The organism is Amycolatopsis orientalis DSM 40040 = KCTC 9412 (assembly GCF_000478275.1).
Classification (GTDB): Bacteria; Actinomycetota; Actinomycetes; order Mycobacteriales; family Pseudonocardiaceae; genus Amycolatopsis; species Amycolatopsis orientalis.
Genome location: NZ_ASJB01000089.1, coordinates 36,596 through 51,114, shown reverse-complemented (window position 1 = coordinate 51,114; position 14,519 = coordinate 36,596). Strand labels below are relative to the sequence as shown.

General features: G+C 70.0%; 15 protein-coding genes and 1 pseudogene. 10 read left to right on the top strand and 6 right to left on the bottom strand.

The features are described 5' to 3' along the window. Positions 1-14 precede the first annotated feature (14 nt). Positions 15-839 carry a metallophosphoesterase family protein gene (locus L324_RS36285; RefSeq protein WP_037319710.1) on the top strand — a complete coding sequence of 275 codons (825 nt, stop codon included), beginning with the start codon at positions 15-17 and terminating at the stop codon, positions 837-839. Between the two features lie 60 nt (positions 840-899). On the opposite strand, the gene L324_RS36280 is transcribed toward L324_RS36285, so the two are convergent. Beyond that, positions 900-1,799 (bottom strand): PAC2 family protein, encoded by a 900-nt coding sequence (locus L324_RS36280; RefSeq protein WP_037319708.1) that lies wholly within the window; start codon positions 1,797-1,799, stop codon positions 900-902. Between the two features lie 39 nt (positions 1,800-1,838). On the opposite strand from L324_RS36280, the gene L324_RS44350 reads away from it, so the two are divergent. From L324_RS44350 to hisG, 7 genes and pseudogenes are all read left to right on the top strand, one after another. Beyond that, a complete protein-coding gene (locus L324_RS44350) occupies positions 1,839-2,459 on the top strand; it encodes a homocysteine S-methyltransferase family protein (RefSeq protein WP_438938478.1) in 621 nt (206 codons plus the stop codon). Beyond that, a pseudogene (locus L324_RS36275) lies at positions 2,440-4,023 on the top strand (vitamin B12 dependent-methionine synthase activation domain-containing protein); the annotation flags it as partial. The gene L324_RS44350 and the pseudogene L324_RS36275, both read left to right, overlap by 20 nt. A 16-nt stretch (positions 4,024-4,039) precedes the next feature. Further along, on the top strand, positions 4,040-4,720 hold the full coding sequence (locus tag L324_RS36270) for an HAD family hydrolase (RefSeq protein ID WP_081736582.1): 681 nt from the start codon (positions 4,040-4,042) through the stop codon (positions 4,718-4,720). Between the two features lie 55 nt (positions 4,721-4,775). Further along, positions 4,776-6,239, top strand: coding sequence for a DNA-3-methyladenine glycosylase 2 family protein (locus tag L324_RS36265; RefSeq protein ID WP_037319706.1), 1,464 nt, complete (start codon positions 4,776-4,778; stop codon positions 6,237-6,239). A 14-nt stretch (positions 6,240-6,253) separates the two neighbouring features. After that, entirely contained in the window at positions 6,254-6,745 is a 492-nt protein-coding gene (locus tag L324_RS36260) for a methylated-DNA--[protein]-cysteine S-methyltransferase (protein WP_037319703.1), read from the top strand. A gap of 71 nt (positions 6,746-6,816) precedes the next feature. Continuing rightward, entirely contained in the window at positions 6,817-7,080 is a 264-nt protein-coding gene (locus tag L324_RS36255) for a phosphoribosyl-ATP diphosphatase (RefSeq protein WP_034306611.1), read from the top strand. Between the two features lie 33 nt (positions 7,081-7,113). Beyond that, positions 7,114-7,959: an ATP phosphoribosyltransferase gene (hisG, locus tag L324_RS36250; RefSeq protein WP_037319700.1), complete on the top strand. Its 846-nt coding sequence runs from the start codon at positions 7,114-7,116 to the stop codon at positions 7,957-7,959. 285 nt (positions 7,960-8,244) lie between these two features. Here the strand turns inward: hisG and L324_RS36245 are convergent, their stop codons facing one another. From L324_RS36245 to L324_RS36235, 3 genes are all read right to left on the bottom strand, one after another. Next, positions 8,245-9,180, bottom strand: a complete 936-nt coding sequence (locus L324_RS36245) for a ParA family protein (protein WP_037319698.1) — start codon at positions 9,178-9,180, stop codon at positions 8,245-8,247. Between the two features lie 67 nt (positions 9,181-9,247). Continuing rightward, positions 9,248-10,033 (bottom strand): thioesterase family protein, encoded by a 786-nt coding sequence (locus L324_RS36240; protein WP_037319696.1) that lies wholly within the window; start codon positions 10,031-10,033, stop codon positions 9,248-9,250. Positions 10,034-10,042: 9 nt separating this feature from the next. Then, positions 10,043-10,936 (bottom strand): RecB family exonuclease, encoded by an 894-nt coding sequence (locus tag L324_RS36235; RefSeq protein ID WP_037319693.1) that lies wholly within the window; start codon positions 10,934-10,936, stop codon positions 10,043-10,045. A gap of 129 nt (positions 10,937-11,065) precedes the next feature. Between L324_RS36235 and L324_RS36230 the strand changes: the two genes are divergently transcribed. Beyond that, positions 11,066-12,217, top strand: coding sequence for a site-2 protease family protein (locus L324_RS36230; RefSeq protein ID WP_051174295.1), 1,152 nt, complete (start codon positions 11,066-11,068; stop codon positions 12,215-12,217). 61 nt (positions 12,218-12,278) lie between these two features. Further along, positions 12,279-13,103 carry a tRNA (adenine-N1)-methyltransferase gene (locus tag L324_RS36225; RefSeq protein ID WP_037319688.1) on the top strand — a complete coding sequence of 275 codons (825 nt, stop codon included), beginning with the start codon at positions 12,279-12,281 and terminating at the stop codon, positions 13,101-13,103. Positions 13,104-13,112: 9 nt separating this feature from the next. Here L324_RS36225 and L324_RS36220 read toward each other — a convergent pair whose 3' ends face one another. After that, a complete protein-coding gene (locus L324_RS36220) occupies positions 13,113-13,562 on the bottom strand; it encodes a hypothetical protein (RefSeq protein WP_037319686.1) in 450 nt (149 codons plus the stop codon). 10 nt (positions 13,563-13,572) lie between these two features. Beyond that, positions 13,573-14,406, bottom strand: coding sequence for a hypothetical protein (locus tag L324_RS36215; protein WP_037319685.1), 834 nt, complete (start codon positions 14,404-14,406; stop codon positions 13,573-13,575). Positions 14,407-14,519: the final 113 nt, after the last annotated feature.

Sequence of the window (14,519 nt, the reverse complement as noted above, 5' to 3'; positions counted from 1 at the left end):
GCTACGGTGGTGGAGTGCCGCATCTCTTCGCCACCAGCGACCTCCATGTCACCCATGAGGGCAACGCCCCGCTCGTCGACGAGGTCGTCCCCCGAACCCCCGACGACTGGCTGCTCGTGGCCGGTGACGTCGCCGAACGCGCCGAGTCCGTGATCGGGGTGCTCAAGACCTTGCGGGAACGCTTCGCGAAGGTCGTCTGGGTACCCGGCAACCACGAGCTGTGGACCACCCAGAAGGACGAATGCCAGCTGCGGGGCCAGGCGCGCTACGAGTATCTGGTCGAGCGCTGCCGGGAGATCGACGTCCTCACCCCGGAGGATCCGTATCCGGTGTGGGAACACCAGGAGAAACCGCTGACGATCGCCCCGTTGTTCGTGCTGTACGACTACAGCTGGCGGGCCCCGGAGGCCGAGGGGCTGTCGTTGCAGAAGGCCATCGACCACGCGCGCGACGCCGGCGTGCTGTGCACGGACGAGTTCTTCCTGCACCCGGACCCGTATCCCAGCAGGCAGGCATGGTGCGCCGACCGGGTGAAGGTCAGCACCGAGCGGCTGGAGGCGATCCCGGAGGACCACGGGACGATCCTGATGTCGCACTGGCCGTTGCACCGGCACCCGACGGCGCCGCTGTACTGGCCGGAGTTCGCGCTGTGGTGCGGGACCACCGAGACCGAGGACTGGCACCTGCGGTACCGCGCGGAGGTGGCCGTCTACGGGCATCTGCACATCCCGCGCTCCACGGAGGCGGACGGGGTGCGGTTCGAAGAGGTCTCGCTCGGGTATCCGCGGGAGTGGCGGAAGCGGGCGCGGGGCCCCATCCCGCTGCGCCGCATCTTCTGACGCCTCGTGAGTGGTAATGACGGTTAGAACCGTCATTACCACTCACGAGACCAGCCGCCGTCAGCCCCGGCCCGGACCGTCCTGCCCGGGACGACGGCGCCGCAGGTACCGCTCGAACTCGGCCGCGATCTTGTCTCCGCTGACGTCGTCCAGGGTGAACTCGGTTTCCGCGTCCCCGCGCTCCTCGAGCCCCCGGACGTACTCGCTGATCTCCTCGTCCTCTTCGGCCATCTCGGTGACCGTCCGCTGCCACTCCTCGGCCTGCTCGGGCAGCGCGCCGAGCGGGATCTCGACGTCGAGGACGTCTTCGAGTTTGTGCAGCAGCGCGAGGGTGGCCTTCGGCGACGGCGGATGCGACACGTAGTGCGGCACGGCCGCCCAGATCGACACCGCCGGGACACCGGCCTGGACGCAGTAGTCCTGCAGGACCCCGACGATGCCGGTCGGCCCCTGGTAGTTGTTCAGCTCCAGGCCGAACTGCGAAGCGGTGTCCTTGTCGTACGCCGTCCCGGTGACCGGGACGGGACGGGTGTGCGCGGTGTCGGCCAGGAGGGCGCCGAGGGTGACGACGGTGGCGACGTCCAGTTGCTGGATGTACTCCAGCAGTTCCCCGCAGAAGGCGCGCCAGCGCATGTTCGGCTCGGGCCCCTGTACCAGCACGATGTCCCGGCTGAAGCCCTCCGGGCGGCACACCGAGAGCCGGGTGGTCGGCCAGTCGACCCTCCGGGTGACGCCGTCGACCATGCGCACGGTCGGTCTGCTGACCTGGAAGTCGTAGTACTCGTCCGGACTCAGCTCGCTCAGCGGTGTCGCATCCCAGTTGAGCTGCAGATGCTCGACCGCCCGGCTGGCCGCGTCACCTGCGTCGTTCCATCCTTCGAAGGCGACGATCATGATCGGCTTGGTGTCATCCGGGTGGTCGCGGCCGGGCCGCTGGGTCTCGTCGACGGGCTCACTCACCGGACCAGCCTACGACCAGGCGGTCGTACGCTGTTGAGCATGTCCGATCGCCTTCCGTCACCGCTGCTCGACGCGCTGCGCGCCCGGGTCCTGGTAGCCGACGGTGCGATGGGGACCGCGTTGCAGGCGCACGACCTCGGCCTCGACGATTTCGCCGGACTCGAGGGCTGCAACGAGATTCTCGACGTCACCCGTCCGGACGTCGTCCGCGGCGTGCATCGCGGCTACCTCGAAGCCGGCGCCGACCTCGTCGAAACCAACACCTTCGGCGCGAACTACGCGAACCTGGCCGAATACGGCATAGAGGACAGGATCTTCGAACTGTCCGAAGCGGGCGCGCGGCTCGCGCGCGAGGCCGCCGACGAGTACGGGACACCCGATCGCCCGCGCTATGTCCTCGGGTCGGTCGGTCCGGAAACAAAGCTGCCGACGCTCGGGCACGCCCCGTTCACCACGTTGCGTGACGCCTACCTCGAAGAAGTGCGTGGCCTGCCGGCCGGTGGCGCCGACGCGACGCAGGACATCCTCCAGACGAAGGCCTCGATCATCGCCGCGCACCGGGCGATGCAGGCCGAGGGCAGGCGGGTGCCGGTGATCGCCTCGATCACCGTCGAGACCACCGCACCATGCTGCTCGGCACCGGCGCCGCGAGGGCTATGACCCGTTGCAGGAGCTGATGGCGCTGTTCGAGGGCGTCAGCACCGCGTCGTCGAAGGCCTCCCGCGCCGAGGAACTGGCCGCGCTGCCGTTGTTCGAGCGGCTGGAACGGCGGATCGTCGGCCGCCGTCGCGCTGCTCGAACCGCATATGGACAAGGAGGACGACTCCGGCAAGGGCCGGATCGTGCTGGCCACCGTGCGCGGCGACGTCCACGACATCGGCAAGAACCTGGTCGACATCATCCTGTCCGACAACGGGTACGAGGTCGTCGACCTCGGCATCAAGCAGCCGATCACGACGATCCTGGAGGCCGCCGAGGAGCACGCGGCCGACGCCATCGGCATGTCCGGCCTGCTGGTGAAATCGACGGTGATCATGAAGGAGAACCTCGAGGAGATGAACTCCCGTGGTGTCTCGGCGCGGTGGCCGGTACTGCTCGGCGGGGCGGCGCTCACCCGGTCCTATGTGGAGAACGAGCTCGCGGAGCTCTATCTCGGCGATGTCCGCTATGCCCGTGACGCCTTCGAAGGTCTCCGCCTGATGGACGCGATCATGGCGGCCAAACGCGGCGAATCGCCCCTCGTGGACGCCGAAGCCGAGCGGAAACGCCAGGAGCGCAAGGAACGCCGCGAGCGGTCGCTGCGGATCGCCGAGGCGCGCGAGGCGAAGAAGGCCACCGAAGAGTCCGAAGTGGACCTTCCGGCCCGCTCCGACGTCGCCACGGACGTCCCGCTCCCGTCCCCGCCGTTCCGGGGAACCCGCGTGGTGAAGGGGGTTCCGGTGGCCGGCTACGCCGCCATGCTCGACGAACGGGCGACCTTCATGGGCCTGTGGGGCTCAAAGGCGCGCGCGGCGGCCAGGGGCCGACGTACGAGGAACTGGTCGAGTCGGAGGGACGGCCGCGGTTGCGGTACTGGCTGGACAGGCTCACCGCGGACGGCGTCCTCGCGCACGCCGCCGTGGTCTACGGGTACTTCCCGTGCGTCGCCGACGGCGACGACGTCGTGGTGCTGACCGAGCCCCGCCCGGACGCCCCGGAACGGCTGCGGTTCACCTTCCCCAGGCAGCGGCGGGACAGGCGGCTGTGCCTCGCCGACTTCTACCGGCCGCGGGAGCGCGCGCTCGCGAACGGCGAGGTGGACGTGATTCCGTTCACGCTCGCCACCATGGGGCAGCCCATCGCCGACTACGCCAACGAGCTGTTCGCCGCGAACTCCTATCGGGACTACCTGGAGGTCCACGGCCTCGGCGTGCAGCTCACGGAGGCGCTGGCCGAGTACTGGCACCGCCGGGTGCGCGAGGAACTGCGCTTCGCGGGCGGCGCCGCGGTGTCCGAGGAGGACCCGGACGACGTCGAGGAGTTCTTCGATCTCGGCTACCGTGGGGCTCGGTTCTCCCTGGGATACGGCGCCTGCCCGAACCTGGAGGACCGGGCGAAGATCGTCGAACTGCTCCGCCCGGAGCGGATCGGCGTGAAGCTGTCGGAAGAGTTCCAGCTGCACCCTGAACAATCGACCGACGCGATCGTCTGCCACCACCCGGAGGCGAAGTACTTCAACACCTGATCGTGAAGGGGGAGCCGTGACCGAACCGTCCACACTGGACGGACTCGCCGCCGTGCTGTGGGATATGGACGGCACGCTGGTCGACTCGGAGAAGCTGTGGGACGTCGCCCTCTACGAGGCCGTCGAAACCCTCGGTGCCACGTTGACCGAGGAGCAGCGGCTGAGCCTGGTCGGGTCCAATATGGACGACACGGCCGCGTTCCTGCTCGAAGTGTGCGCCAAACCCGTCACGCCCGAGTCGATCGCGGAGATGGGGGAGTGGATCCGCGCGCGCACGGCGAACCTCTTCGACGGCCCCCTCCCGTGGCGCCCCGGCGCACAGGAGCTGCTCGAACTGCTGCGCGTCCAGGGTGTGCCGATGGCGCTGGTCACCTCCACCGAACGGTCGCTGACCGAACTCGCCCTCAACACCATCGGACGCGAGTACTTCGCCGCCACCGTCTGCGGTGACGAGGTCGATGGTCTGAACAAGCCGCACGCCAGGCCGTACCAGCTGGCCACGGAGTTGCTGGGGGTCACGGCTTCCCGGTGCGTCGCGATCGAGGATTCCCCGCCGGGCGCGGCTTCCGCGGCCGCGGCGGGCTGCACGGTGGTGGTGATCCCGAACGACGTCGACGTCCAGCCGGGGGAGCGGCGCGTGTTCCGTTCGTCGCTGGTCGGCCTCGACGTGCCCGGATTGACCGCGCTCCTGCCCTGACCACCATGTCGCATTTCCGCTAGACCCCGGCCGCGTGGTCGGTGATGCTGACCTGGTGCATGAGGATTTCGAGCGGTGCGTCCGTGCGGTTCAGGCGAAGGACGACCGGTTCGACGGCTGGTTCTTCACCGCCGTCCTGACGACGCGGATCTACTGCCGGGCGAGCTGCCCGGTCGTCCCGCCCAAACCGGAGAACATGACGTTCTACCCGAGCGCGGCGGCCGCGCAGGAGGCCGGGTTCCGCGCCTGCAAACGGTGCCGCCCGGACGCGAGTCCCGGCTCGCCGCGGTGGAACGAACGCGCGGATCTGGTGGCCAGGGCGATGCGGCTGATCGCCGACGGCGTCGTCGACAATGACGGCGTGAGCGGGCTGGCGGCCCGGCTCGGCTACAGCGTCCGGCAGGTCGAGCGGCATGTGCGGGCCGAACTCGGCGCGGGCCCGCTCAGCCTGGCCAGGGCACAGCGGGCGCAGACGGCCCGGCTGCTGATCGAGACGACGAGCCTGCCGATGATCGACGTCGCGCTCGCCGCCGGGTTCGGCAGCGTCCGCACCTTCAACGACACCGTCCGCGAGGTCTTCGCGCTGTCCCCGACGGAGCTGCGGGCGCGGGTCCGCACCACGCCGTCGACCGCCCCCGGGACGCTGAACCTGCGCCTGCCGTACCGGAAGCCGTTGTTCCCGGACAACCTCTTCGGGCATCTCGTCGCGACCGGCGTCCCCGGTGTCGAGGAGTGGCGCGACGGCGCCTACCGCCGGACGCTGCGGCTCCCGCACGGCCCCGCCGTCGTCGCGCTCAAACCCGAGGACGGCTACATCGGCTGCCGTCTCTCGCTGTCGGACCTGCGGGACCTCTCGACCGCGATCAGCCGTTGCCGCCGCCTGCTCGACCTCGACGCCGATCCGGTCGCGGTCGACGACCTCCTGGCCGCGGATCCGCTGCTCGGCCCGCTCGTGAAGGCCGCGCCGGGCAGGCGGGTGCCCCGGACCGTCGACGGCGACGAGTTCGCCGTCCGCGCCGTACTGGGGCAGCAGGTGTCGACCGCCGCCGCCCGGACGCACGCCGCCCGGCTGGTCCTCGCGCACGGCGAGCCGATCGAGGACGCGGACGGCGGCCTCACCCACGTCTTCCCGGACGCCACCGCCCTCGCGGGGATCGACCCCGGAAGTCTCGCGATGCCGCAGAGCCGGAAGCGGACCCTGCTCGGCCTCGTCGCCGAACTGACCGAAGGCGGCCTCGACCTCGGAACGGGCAGTGACTGGCAGCGGGCCAGGGAACGGCTGCACGCGTTGCCCGGCTTCGGCCCGTGGACCGTCGAGAGCATCGCGATGCGCTCGCTCGGCGACCCGGACGCGTTCCTGCCGACCGACCTCGGCGTCAAAGTCGCCGCGAAGGCGTACGGGCTGAGCCCGGCCGGGCTCGTCGCGCACGCCGAACGCTGGCGTCCTTGGCGCGCCTACGCCGTGCAGCACCTCTGGGCGACCGGAGACCACCCGATCAACCGGCTTCCCGCCGCCTGAGTCCGAGGAGCGCCATGCGCACGCACACCGTCATCGACAGCCCGTACGGCCCGCTGACCCTGGTCGCCGACGCCGAAGGCCTCTGCGGCCTGTACATGGTCGAGCAGCGTCACCGTCCGGCCGCGGAGACCTTCGGCCATCCCGATCCGAGCGCGCCGATCTTCGCGGAGACCGAGAAACAGCTGAAGGAGTACTTCGCGGGCCAACGGCGGGAATTCGACCTCCCGCTGAGCTTCGGCGGCACCGAATTCCAGCGGACGGTCTGGCGAGGCCTGCTCGGGATCCCATATGGCGAGACGGTCTCCTACGGCGAACTCGCCGACCGGCTCGGGCGGCCGACGGCGTCGCGGGCGGTCGGTCTCGCGAACGGGAAGAACCCGCTCGGGATCATCGTGCCGTGCCATCGCGTGATCGGCTCGAACGGCGATCTCACCGGCTATGGCGGTGGTATCGAACGGAAGCGGCAGCTGCTCGACTTCGAACGGGGTGGGTCGACGCTGTTCTGAGGTGTGACGCCGGTGGCAACACACCGGCCCGGGGCAGCGCGGTCGCGATGCGGATGGAAGGATCTCGGACCGTGAAGACCTTCGATGAGCTGTTCGCCGAGCTTGCCGACCGCGCCCGGACGCGCCCCGACGGTTCCGGCACCGTCGCCGCGCTCGACGCCGGAGTGCACGCGCAGGGCAAGAAGGTGCTCGAAGAGGCGGGCGAGGTATGGATCGCCGCCGAGCACGAATCCGACGACCGGCTCGCCGAGGAGATCTCACAGCTGCTGTACCGGGTACAGGTGCTCATGCTCGGCCGTGGACTGTCGACCGAGGACGTGTACCGGTACCTGTGACGCGCTCGCGTCCCGGAGAACCAAGGAGAAGCAATGCTGCGTGTCGCCGTGCCGAACAAGGGAGCCCTCGCCGCCGCCGCGTCGGAGATGCTCGGAGAGGCCGGCTACCGCAAGCGACATGAGGCCCGCGACCTGACCGTGCTGGACACGGTCAACGAGGTCGAGTTCTTCTTCTTGCGCCCCAAGGACATCGCGATCTACGTCGGATCCGGTGAACTGGACCTCGGCATCACCGGCCGCGACCTCGCGCTCGACTCCGGTGCCCCGGTCGAGGAGATCCTCGGCCTCGGCTTCGGCGGGTCCACCTTCCGGTACGCCGCGCCGGCGGGCCGGGACTGGAAGGCCGAGGACCTGCAGGGCAAGCGGCTCGCGACGTCGTACCCGCGGCTCGTGCGGGAGAACCTGAAGCAGCACGGGGTGGAGGCAGAGGTCATCCGTCTCGACGGCGCGGTCGAGATCTCGATCCAGCTCGGCGTGGCCGACGCCATCGCCGACGTCGTCGAGTCCGGTCGTTCGCTGCGCCAGCACAATCTCGTGGCGTTCGGCGACCCGATCTGCGTGTCGGAGGCGGTGCTGCTGCAGCGCGCGGGCACCGAGCACACTCGGCCCAAGGACCAGCTGAAGGCGCGGCTGCAGGGTGTCGTGTTCGCCCAGCACTACATGATGCTGGACTACGACTGCCCGCGTTCGCTGCTGGACGCGGCCATCGCGATCACGCCGGGCCTCGAGTCACCGACCGTCGCGCCGCTCGCGCACGACGACTGGGTGGCCGTGCGGGCGATGGTCCCGCGCAAGGAGGTCAACCGGATCATGGACGAACTGGCCGAGACCGGCGCGAAGGCCGTCCTGGCTTCGGACATCCGGGCCTGCCGCCTGTAAAGCCTCGTGAGTGGTAAGTGTCGTTAGAACGGCACTTACCACTCACGACCCACGTCACCGGCCGGAGCCGTTGCCCGCGCACGACCCCGTTCCCTCTCACCCTGGCGTGGGGCGGGAGGGGCTGAAGGGCGCTTTCCCCTCATCTGACGCGGTGAAGGGCGCTTTCACCGCATGCGATGCGGGGAAAGCGCCCTTCAGCCCCCGGGCCACAGCCAGGATGAAAAGACGCCATGAAAGGTCCTTTCCTTGCGAAATTTGCACGGAAAGGACCTTTCATGGCATGGGCTACCGAGGCCGGTTGGGCTTCTTGGGCATCAGGTCGTAGAGCTTCTTCCGCGCGCCGTTGTCGTTGGCGCTGCGGGCCACCGAGACCTCGGTGATGAAGTCCTCGAAGACGAACTCCTCGTCCGCGGGCACGATCGCCGGGGCCGGATGGTTCTGCAGGTACCCGTCCAGCGTCGCCGCGATCTCCCGGAACGACAGCGCCTGCAGGGTTTCCGGCGCGTAGGTCGTCACGGGCACGCCGTGCGCGGCCGCCTCGTTCATCACCACACCCAGCGGGACGTGCGAAAGCATCGGGATCCCGAACGTGTACAGCTCCTGCAGCGCCGCCGCCGCGTAATGCGAGATCGGGCGGCGATACAGCCCGGGAACGAGGCCGTAGTAGGCGATCGGCGGACGGCCGACGGTCTGTTCGACGTAGCGCACCTGGTCCGAAAGCAGGCGCAGGGCGCGGATGCTCGTCCGGTCCGGCTGCACCGGCACCAGGATCCCGTGCGACGCGGCCAGCGCGTTGTTGGTCAGCACGTCGAGCGCGGGCGGGCAGTCGATGATGATGTGGTCGTAGTTCGCGAACTGGATCACCCTGGCCAGCTGCCAGCCCGGCACCCGGAACTGGTCCAGTCGCCTGATCAGGTCGAACATGCCCGGCGACGTCGGGATGACGTCGAACGCGCCGCCGCGCCCGATGTTGCTGCGCGGATGCCGCACGGCGAGTTCCTCGATCGGGCCCTTCCACACCTTGGTCAGGGCTTTCGCCAGACTCGGCGCGTCCGGGGCCACCTCGTCCAGGCCGAGGAGTTCGGTGGTCGCGTGCCCTTGTGGGTCGAGGTCGATCAGCAGCACCCGGCGGCCGCGTTCGGCCAGTGCGGCCGACGCGCCCACGCTGAGTGAGGTCTTGCCGACCCCGCCTTTCTGGTTGACCACCGAGGTGATCTGCATGCCGAAGCGCTCCCTGCGTCTGTTGTTCCGGGAAGGCTATTGGAAACACGCCGAGAAAGCGCGTCTATCAGCCCGCCTGTCGCGGTCGCACCAGCAACACCTGCGCCCCGGAGGCGAGCGGCCCGGACACGTCGTGCAGTGTGGTCGTCGCCGTGCCGATGCCGTTCGGGCCGACCAGGGTGGCCGCGTCGACGCCGATCCAGTCACCCAGTGGTGCGCGCCGGAGGTGCACTGTCAGCTCCGAGTTGATGAACCACCACTCCCGCGGGTCGAGGAAGTTCGAGATCCCGTTGCCGGAATCCGCCAGGACGAACAGTCGCTGCAGCGCGCTCGGCTTCTCCCCGTCCACCAGTGCGACGCGCTGGCGCCCCCAGACGGTCGCGGGGCCGGGTTCGTCGAGCGCGCCCCGGACGCGCCGCCACTCGACGGCGTCCAGATAGCCACCGTGCCAGCTTTCGGGCCAGTTCGACGCCGGGGCGTCGTCCGGCGACGGCAGGGCAGGACCTTCGGAGGTGGCCACCGGTGTGGTGTCCGAGGTCGCGATGCGCCACGCCGACGCCCGCGCGACGACCCGCTCGCCGTGGGCGAGTTCGGCCTCCAGCCACTCGACCGACCGGCCAGGGCGCCGCACGCCCGCCCGCACGGAAAGCTCCTTCAGCGGTGCCGGACCGAGGATCTCGATCGTCACCCTGGCGAGCTGGCTCGCGTGCGGCGCGTCGATCTCCTCGAGCGCGCGGACGAGCAACGCGGAGGGCGGCCCGAAATGCTGCGCGTCCGGGGACCACGGGCCCGCGGTGTGCTCGGTCGGGACGAACTTCCCGTCGCCCGAGGAAACGTAAAAGGCCTCTGTCACACCGGCACTCTAATCCGCACGGTCCAAAACGGACTCCTCACCGGGATCCGGCTCGGGCCAGCCGGGGTAGGGCGGGGGAGTGCCGCCGTACTGCGGGCAGAGCGCCTGGTGATCGCACCACGCGCAGAGTTTGCTCGGATTGGGCCGGAAATCGCCGGTCTTGCCCGCTTTGAGGATCGCCTGCCAGATCGCCTCGAGCGTGCGCTCGAACCGGACCAGCTCCGCCTCGTCGGGGGTGTAGGCCAGTGACTGGCCGTCGGTGAGGTACATCAGTTTCAGCTGACGCGGCACGACACCGCGCAGCCGCCACAGGACCACGGCGTAGAACTTCATCTGGAACATCGCCTTGGCCTCGCCGATCTCGCGGGGCGCGGCGCCGGTCTTGTAGTCGACGACGCGGATCTCGCCGGTGGGCGCGACGTCCAGCCTGTCGACGTAACCCCGCAGCAGTACCCCGGAGCCCAGCTCGATCTCGACGTGCAGCTCACACGCCTCCGGCTCCAGCCGCCGCGGGTCTTCGAGCCCGAAGTAGGTGTCGACGAGCTGCTCGGCCGAAGCGAGCCACGAGGTGACGGCCTCGGGATCGTCCTGGTCGAACAGCTCGATCCACTCCGGACGTTCCGCCGACAGGTCCTGCCACGCCGGCGCGAGCAGCTCCTTGGCCTGCGGGGGAGTGCGATCGGCCTGGGGAAGGGAGAACAGACGCTCCAGCACGGAATGCACCAGCGTGCCGCGCAGCTGGGCCTTCGTCGGGATCTCGGGCAGTCTGTCGACCGCGCGGAACCGGTAGAGCAGCGGGCACTGCTTGAAGTCGCTGGCACGCGACGGGGACAGGGCCGGCCGACGGCGCGGGACTTCGGCGCCGGGCGGCGGATCGGCGGTGACCGTGTCGGTGTCGGGCATGAGGGGAGGGTAGCGCCGGGTACCGACAGTTCCGTGACCGCGACGCACCGGAGCGGGCATGACCGACACCACCCGGACGGGAAGGGCGGGTTACCGGCACCCCACACCTGGGCATCTACGCTCTGACACATGGCGGTGACGGGTGAGCAGGGCCCGCCTCGACGAGGCGTGGCACCGGAGGGCGGACTCCTGCTGTTCCGCGTCTCCGGGATCCCCGTGCTGCTCGCCCCTTCGTGGTGGATCGGCTCGCTGATCATCGTCGTCCTCTACACGCCGCTGGTGGGCCGGCTCCTGCCCGGCGCGACGACGATGACCTCGTGGCTGCTGGCGGCCGCGTTCGCCGTCCTGCTGGGACTTTCCGTGCTGGCGCACGAACTCGGGCACTGCCTGGTGGCGCTGCGCCTCGGCATCCCGGTCCGCAGGCTGCGGCTGTTCCTGCTCGGTGGCCTCTCCGAGGTCGCGAGGACTCCCCGGCAGCCGAGGCACGAAGGACTCGTCGCCGCCGCGGGACCGGTGGTTTCGTTGCTGCTCGGCGGTTTCTGCGGGCTGCTCATGTTCGCCGTCCCACCGGAGAGCGCCGCCTGGCTGCTCATCGCCGAATGCGCCGTCGCGAACTTCGCCGTCGGGATCTTCAACCTCCTCCCCGGACTCCCGCTCGACGGCGGCCGCCTCGTTCGCGCCGGGGTCTGGGCCGCCACCGGACGCCGCGACAAGGGCACCCGGGCCGCCGTGGTCGGCGGTGGTCTCGTCGCGGCCGGACTGGTCGTCTGGGCGTTGTGGGGACTGGCGGCCGGCAGCGAAGACCGCTGGCTCCGGCTCGGCGTCTGCGTCGTGACCGCGTGGTTCGTGATCCTCGGCGCGCGAAGCGAACTCGCCGCCGAAGCGCGCCGAGGCTGGCCTGAAGGCGTACGGCTGAGTGAACTCGTCCGGCCCGTCCTCCAGTTGCCCGCGGAAAGCCCCGTCTCGGACGCGCTGGCCGCTTCGGCGGGCCGCGGGGTGGTCCTCGTGCGTGCCGACGGCGTCGCGGCTGGGCTGCTCGACGAGACGGCCGCCGCGCAACTGGCCGGGACTTCGCCGCACGCGCCCGCGGAGATGGCCGCGGAGCCGATCCGCGCCGACACCGTGCTGCTTTCCTCGGAGTCGGGGGAGGAGATCGCCGAGCGGGTCAGGGAAACCGCCGCGTGGCAGTTTCTCGTCGTGGACGACGAAGGCAGGCCCGCCGGGGTGCTCCGGCGTGAGGACCTGCGCGCCGCGATGACCCGGAGCCGACCCCCGGCGTAGCGCGGTAGGGCCACCTGCGAGGATCGATCGTCGATCAAGTGTTTGCGGCTATGGAGGTTCAGTGTCGGTCCGTGGGCCGTTTCGTGTTGGTGACCGGGTTCAGCTGACCGACTCCAAGGGGCGGCACTACACCATGGTCCTCGCCGAGGGACAGCAGTATCACACCCATCGTGGCGCGCTGGCGCACGACGACGTCATCGGCGCGCAGGAGGGTTCGGTCGTGACTTCGGCCGGCGGCAGCCACTATCTGGCGCTGCGCCCGTTGCTGCCGGACTACGTGCTGTCGATGCCGCGCGGCGCGCAGGTGATCTATCCGAAGGACGCCGCGCAGATCGTGATGTGGGGCGACATCTACCCCGGCGCGCGGGTACTCGAGGCCGGCGCCGGTTCCGGGGCGCTGACCTGTTCGCTGCTGCGGGCGGTCGGCTCGGAAGGGACCGTGCAGTCCTACGAGATCCGCGACGACCACGCCGAGCACGCCGAACGGAACGTGGAGAAGTTCTTCGGCCACAAACCGGACAACTGGTCGCTGACGGTCGCGGACCTTTCGACGCACACCGGCGAGGTCGACCGGGTGGTCCTCGACATGCTGGCGCCCTGGGACCAGCTGGAGACGGTCGCCGCGCATCTGGTGCCCGGCGGCGTGCTCACGGTCTATGTGGCGACGGTCACACAACTTTCGCGGATCACGGAAGCCCTGCGCGAGCAGCAGTGCTGGACCGAGCCGGAGTCGTGGGAGACGCTCATGCGGCCCTGGCACGTGGTGAGTCTCGCGGTCCGGCCGGATCACCGGATGGTCGCGCACACCGCGTTCCTGCTGACGGCACGCCGTCTCGCCGACGGAACCGTCTCGCCGCGAGTACACCGGCGGTCGGGCAAGGGCTGACGCGGGAGATCACGGCACGCACCACTTCCCGTCCCGCTTCTTCAGCGGGAACGGCGTGTCCTTCTGACCGCCCGCTCCCTCGACGTGCACGGTCACGGTGGCCGAGTCGCCACCGACCTTCGGCGGATCCGGGACGGTCGCGCTCACCTTGCCCGCGGCCTCCCACTTCCGCTTCAGCTCGGCCAGATCCGCCGACGACTGCTGGACGCAGGTGAGCTTGCCGAACGCCGTCGCGTCGTGGTTCACGATGGCGGCGGCGATCGCCTTGCCGACCACCTCGACCGCGGCCACGTCCGGATCCACCGGGACCGGCCGGGACGAGGCAGGCCACGGCGTGGTCGCGGCGGGTCCCGGCGCGGCCGGGCCGGAGCCGGACGGGGCCACCAGCAGCAGCCCCACCACGACGCCCACCACGACCGCGCCGCATCCGGCGAGAACGGCGATCAGCCTGCTGGACACCGGCTTCGGGTCAGCGCTTCTTCGCGCCGGTGAAGCACCAGAGATCGGATTCCTTCTTGAAGGCGAGGATCCCCGATTCGGTCTTGCCGTTCGTGGTGGCCGTGATCGGGAGCGTCGCCGACTCCCCGCTGGTCGTCAGCTCCCCGTTCTTCGCGATCTTCAGGTCCTTGGCGATCGAGATGTCGTCCTTGGTGTTCACGCTGCGGCAGGCCGACTGTGCGACGGTCTTGCCATCGCCCGAGTTGTAGGCGTTGAACACGGCGTCCGCGACCTCTTCCGGCGTCGCCTTGCCCAGCGGAGCCGGGCCGGTGCCCTTCGGGGACGACGACGTGCTCGGCGAACTGGACTTGGTCCGGGTCGGCGAGCTGGAGGACTTGGGCGCGGACGAGGTCGGGGCCGCGCTGCTGGAGCTGGCGGGCGGCGCGGCGGCCTTGTCGTCGTCGCCCGAGTTCAGCGCGATGACGAGACCGGTGACACCGCCACCGACCAGGACCACCGCGCCGATCGCGATGCCGACGATCAGGCCGGTCTTCTTTTTCTTCGGCGGCTCACCGTAGCCGCCTTCCTGCGGGTAGGCGTTGTAGCCGCCCTGTTGCTGACCGTACGGATCCGGCTGCCCGAACTGCTGCGTGGCACCGGGATATCCCTGCTGGGGCTGAGGCCCGCTCTGCGGGTATCCGCCCTGCTGGCCGTACTGGTCCTGCCCGTACTGACCGGGCTGCTGGCCGTACTGGCCGCCCCCGGGGTATCCCTGCTGCGGCTGGGGGCCGCTCTGCGGGTACCCGCCCTGTTGGCCGTACGGGTCCTGCCCGTAGCCGCCGGGCTGTTGCGGCGGGTAAGTCATGGCTGTTGCCCCCTAGCTGTTCTGCGAAAATGCTCAACACGACATACCGGTCCGCCGACCCGGCGAACGTCGGGCCGATGCTAGCCATCGCGCCGGATCGCCGCTCGATTAGG